At 52.1% G+C, this 4,518-nt stretch carries 5 protein-coding genes, 1 pseudogene and 1 other annotated feature; all 6 genes and pseudogenes read right to left on the bottom strand.

Annotated elements, in window-relative coordinates; genetic code table 11:
• Positions 1-20: 20 nt before the first annotated feature.
• The gene (pheT, locus tag RDN66_RS00030) at positions 21-2,408 is read right to left on the bottom strand and encodes a phenylalanine--tRNA ligase subunit beta (RefSeq protein ID WP_202217871.1); all 2,388 of its coding nucleotides are present in this window, start codon (positions 2,406-2,408) and stop codon (positions 21-23) included.
• Between the two features lie 15 nt (positions 2,409-2,423).
• Positions 2,424-3,407 carry a phenylalanine--tRNA ligase subunit alpha gene (pheS, locus tag RDN66_RS00025; protein WP_035896277.1) on the bottom strand — a complete coding sequence of 328 codons (984 nt, stop codon included), beginning with the start codon at positions 3,405-3,407 and terminating at the stop codon, positions 2,424-2,426.
• Positions 3,408-3,467: 60 nt separating this feature from the next.
• Positions 3,468-3,592 (bottom strand) — a sequence feature (Phe leader region).
• Positions 3,543-3,587, bottom strand: a complete 45-nt coding sequence (gene pheM / locus RDN66_RS00020) for a pheST operon leader peptide PheM (RefSeq protein WP_001386830.1) — start codon at positions 3,585-3,587, stop codon at positions 3,543-3,545. (Overlaps the previous feature by 45 nt.)
• Before the next feature lie 118 nt (positions 3,593-3,710).
• The gene (rplT, locus tag RDN66_RS00015; RefSeq protein ID WP_000124850.1) at positions 3,711-4,067 is read right to left on the bottom strand and encodes a 50S ribosomal protein L20; all 357 of its coding nucleotides are present in this window, start codon (positions 4,065-4,067) and stop codon (positions 3,711-3,713) included.
• Positions 4,068-4,119: 52 nt separating this feature from the next.
• Positions 4,120-4,317 carry a 50S ribosomal protein L35 gene (gene rpmI, locus RDN66_RS00010; RefSeq protein ID WP_003030583.1) on the bottom strand — a complete coding sequence of 66 codons (198 nt, stop codon included), beginning with the start codon at positions 4,315-4,317 and terminating at the stop codon, positions 4,120-4,122.
• Between the two features lie 96 nt (positions 4,318-4,413).
• Positions 4,414-4,518 (bottom strand): annotated as a pseudogene (locus RDN66_RS00005) (translation initiation factor IF-3); the annotation flags it as partial.

Raw genomic sequence — 4,518 nt, 5'->3', positions numbered from 1 at the left:
CTTTTGTAAGCGCCATAGGTTCAATCCCTCAATGATGCCTGGAATCGCTCTTTTAATGCCTCTACACATTTGGCGACGGTAGCGGCAATCTCCTCTTCTTCGAGTGTACGGCTGGTATCTTGTAGGATTAGGCTGATAGCAAGGCTTTTATAGCCTTCCGCAACACCCTTACCACGGTACACGTCAAATAAGTTTACGCCAACTACCTGATTTACGCCAACTTTCTTACATTCGTTTAAAATATCTGCTGCGGGCACGTTTTCAGCAACCACAACCGCGATGTCGCGGCGGTTCGCCGGGAAGCGTGAAACGTCGCGAGCCTGAGGAACCACGCGGTCTGCGAGCTTGTTCCACTCCAGTTCGAACACCAGAGTACGGCCGTTCAGATCCAGTTTTCGCTCCAGTTCCGGGTGAATAACACCAATGAAACCAACGCGTTCACCTTTTAGATAAATCGCCGCAGACTGGCCCGGGTGCAGGGCTGGGTTCGCTTCTGCTTTGAACTGAATTTCAGATAATTTACCGGTCAGATCGAGAACGGACTCCAGATCGCCTTTCAAATCATAGAAATCAACGGTCTCTTTTGCCAGGTTCCAGTGTTCATCGTAGCGGTTGCCACAGATAACGCCACCCAGCATCACGTCCTGACGGATACCCAGCGGAGCCTGAGTGTCCGGCACAAAGCGCAGACCGGTTTCAAAAATACGTACGCGGTTCTGTTGACGGTTCTGATTGTAGACCACGGTAGACAACAGGCCGGTCCACAGGGACAGACGCATTGCCGACATTTCGCTGGAGATTGGGTTTGGCAGAATCAGCGCTTCTTCACCCGGGTGAACCAGCTGCTGAACTTTCGGATCAACGAAGCTATAGGTAATCACTTCCTGATAGCCTTTGTCGTTAAGCATGGTTTTCACACGCTTCAGCGACAGGTTAGCTTCTTTATGGCTGCCCATCACCAGACCAGCCTGTACCGGCTCGTTCGGGATGCTGTTATAGCCGTAAACGCGGGCGACTTCTTCGATCAGATCTTCTTCAATTTCCATATCGAAGCGCCAGGTTGGCGCAACGGCCTGCCATTCATCGTTACCCACGGTCACTTCGCAGCCCAGACGGGTCAGAATGTCAGTCACCAGATCATCAGCAATATGATGACCAATCAGGCGATCCAGCTTGCTGCGGCGAAGCGTGATGGTCGCACGCTTCGGCAACGTTGCTTCATTCGTTACATCGATGATTGGACCGGCTTCACCACCGCAGATATCGAGAAGCAGCGCAGTCGCACGTTCGATAGCTTTGTACTGCAGAACCGGGTCAACGCCACGCTCGTAACGGTGGGACGCATCGGTGTGCAGGCCATGACGGCGCGCACGGCCGGTAATAGACAGCGGGCTGAAGAATGCGGATTCCAGCAGCACGTTTTGCGTTTCATCGTTCACGCCAGAGTGCTCACCACCGAAGATACCGGCCATGGCCAGCGCTTTGTTGTGGTCAGCGATGACCAGAGTGTCAGCATTGAGTTTAGCTTCGGTACCGTCCAGCAGCACCAGCGTTTCACCCTCTTTCGCCATGCGTACAACGATGCCGCCTTCGATGTGATCTTTATCGAACGCATGCATTGGCTGGCCCAGCTCGAGCAGGACGTAGTTGGTGATATCCACGACCGCATCGATGGAGCGAATACCGCAACGACGCAGTTTCTCTTTCATCCACAGCGGAGTTGGCGCTTTAACGTTAATACCTTTGACCACACGGCCGAGGTAACGTGGGCACGCATCGGCAGCATCAACCTGAATTGGCAGAACATCGGCAATGGTCGCGGCAACGGCTTTGATTTCCGGCTCGTTCAGCGGCAGCTTGTTCAGCACGGCAACGTCGCGCGCAACGCCGATAATGCCTAAGCAATCGGCGCGGTTCGGGGTCACGCTGATTTCAATAGTATTGTCGTCGAGCTTCAGGTATTCACGGATATCGGTACCCAGAGGCGCGTCGGCTGGCAGTTCGATAATACCGCTATGGTCGTCGGAAATGCCCAGCTCGGAGAAAGAGCACAGCATCCCTTCAGACGGCTCACCGCGCAGCTTAGCGGCTTTAATTTTGAAGTCGCCAGGCAGTACCGCACCGATAGTCGCCACGGCAACCTTCAGGCCCTGACGGCAGTTTGGCGCACCGCAGACGATATCCAGCAGGCGTTCACCACCTACATTCACTTTCGTCACGCGCAGTTTATCTGCGTTCGGGTGCTGGCCGCACTCAACCACTTCACCGACAACCACGCCGTTGAAGCTACCGGCAACGGCTTCAACGCCGTCCACTTCCAGGCCTGCCATGGTGATTTGGCCAGACAGCGCTTCGCTATCAATGGCTGGATTCACCCATTCGCGTAACCACAGTTCACTGAATTTCATTGTTTTATCCTGCCCTTATTTAAACTGTTTGAGGAAACGCAGATCGTTTTCGAAGAATGCGCGCAAATCGGTGACGCCGTAACGCAGCATGGTCAGACGCTCCATACCCATACCGAAGGCGAAGCCGGAGTAAACTTCCGGATCGATACCAACGTTGCGCAGTACGTTCGGGTGCACCATCCCGCAGCCCAGAACTTCCAGCCATTTGCCGTTTTTACCCATCACATCCACTTCTGCGGACGGTTCGGTGAACGGGAAGTAGGACGGACGGAAACGAATCTGCAAATCTTCCTCAAAGAAGTTGCGCAGGAAGTCGTGAATCGTGCCCTTCAGATTGGTGAAGCTGATGTTCTTATCAACAATCAGGCCTTCCATCTGATGGAACATTGGGGTGTGCGTCTGATCGTAGTCGTTACGATATACGCGGCCCGGTGCGATAATACGGATTGGTGGTTCCTGATCTTTCATGGTGCGGATCTGTACGCCGGAAGTCTGCGTGCGCAGCAGACGGGTCGCATCAAACCAGAAAGTGTCGTGGTCAGCGCGTGCCGGGTGGTGCGCAGGGATATTCAGCGCATCGAAGTTATGGTAGTCATCTTCGATTTCCGGACCCGTCGCTACGGTAAAGCCGAGCTCACCGAAGAAACTTTCAATACGGTCGATAGTACGAGTAACTGGGTGTAAACCACCGTTTTCAATGCGACGGCCAGGCAGGGAGATATCGATGGTCTCTGCGGCAAGGCGGGCATTAAGCACGGCGTTTTCCAAGTCGGCTTTACGCGCGTTTAGTGCCTGCTGCACCTGCTCTTTTGCTTCGTTGATGACGGCACCCGCTGCTGGACGCTCTTCTGGCGGCAGTTCACGCAATGTGGTCATCTGAAGGGTCAGATGCCCTTTCTTACCCAGATATTCGACGCGGACATTGTCTAACGCGGCAACATCTGAAGCCTGGTTAATGGCTGCCTTGGCACTGGCAACCAGCTCTGCGAGATGTGACATGGTTTTCCTCATTATGTCGGTGCAGACACCGGTTTGGTGGACTTAATCTCGAATTCAGATACAAAAAAAGCCTCCATCCGGAGGCTTATTGGCGCTGATTTTTCGTTTCTTCTTTCACGCGCAAGCCTCCTGAGTTCAGGTGCTAAAGTAAAAGAAGAAGCGGAAAATAGCAGCATTCATGCTTGCGTTACCTTATGTGGTAATAACCGTAGAGTCTTTATTGAAAGGTCTACGCTGATAAATGTCAATGCATTGATACGGTTAAAATGAAAAGAGGGAGACTAGCTCCCTCTTCCAACTGGCTTATGCCAGTGCTGCTTTCGCTTTTTCGACCAGAGCGGTGAACGCTACTTTGTCGAATACTGCGATGTCAGCCAGGATCTTACGGTCAATTTCAACAGAGGCTTTTTTCAGGCCGTTGATGAATTTGCTGTAAGAAATACCGTTCTGACGTGCTGCTGCATTGATACGTGCAATCCACAGCTGACGGAACTGACGTTTACGTTGACGACGGTCACGGTAAGCGTACTGACCAGCTTTGATAACAGCCTGGAAGGCAACGCGGTATACGCGAGAACGCGCACCGTAGTAGCCTTTAGCTTGTTTCAGAATTTTTTTGTGACGTGCACGAGCAATTACACCACGTTTTACGCGAGCCATGTGAGCTCTCCTGTATCTATATTCTTAGTAAAAAAAATTAAACGTTAACGGCTTATGCGTACGGCAGGCACGCGATAACCAGACCCAGATCGCCTTTAGACACGAGGCCTTTTGGACGCAGGTGACGTTTACGTTTAGTAGATTTTTTGGTCAGAATATGACGCAGGTTTGCGTGCTTACGCTTAAATCCACCACCACCGGTTTTTTTGAAGCGCTTAGCAGCACCGCGTACGGTTTTAATCTTTGGCATCTTAATAACTTCCACTTCGCATTGTTAATAAACGAAACATAGGCGAACAATATCAGTGAAGCCCTAAGGCTTCACCAACATCGCTACTTGAAGGCCTTACTGTTTCTTCTTAGGAGCGAGCACCATGATCATCTGGCGGCCTTCGATCTTCGTAGGGAAGGATTCGACTACTGCCAGTTCACTCAGATCGTCACGGACGCG

This window comes from uncultured Kluyvera sp., assembly GCF_902485085.1.
Lineage (GTDB): Bacteria > Pseudomonadota > Gammaproteobacteria > Enterobacterales > Enterobacteriaceae > Kluyvera > Kluyvera ascorbata.
Note: the sequence above shows the minus strand (reverse complement) of the source record. Positions and strands in the feature narration are given on the sequence as shown.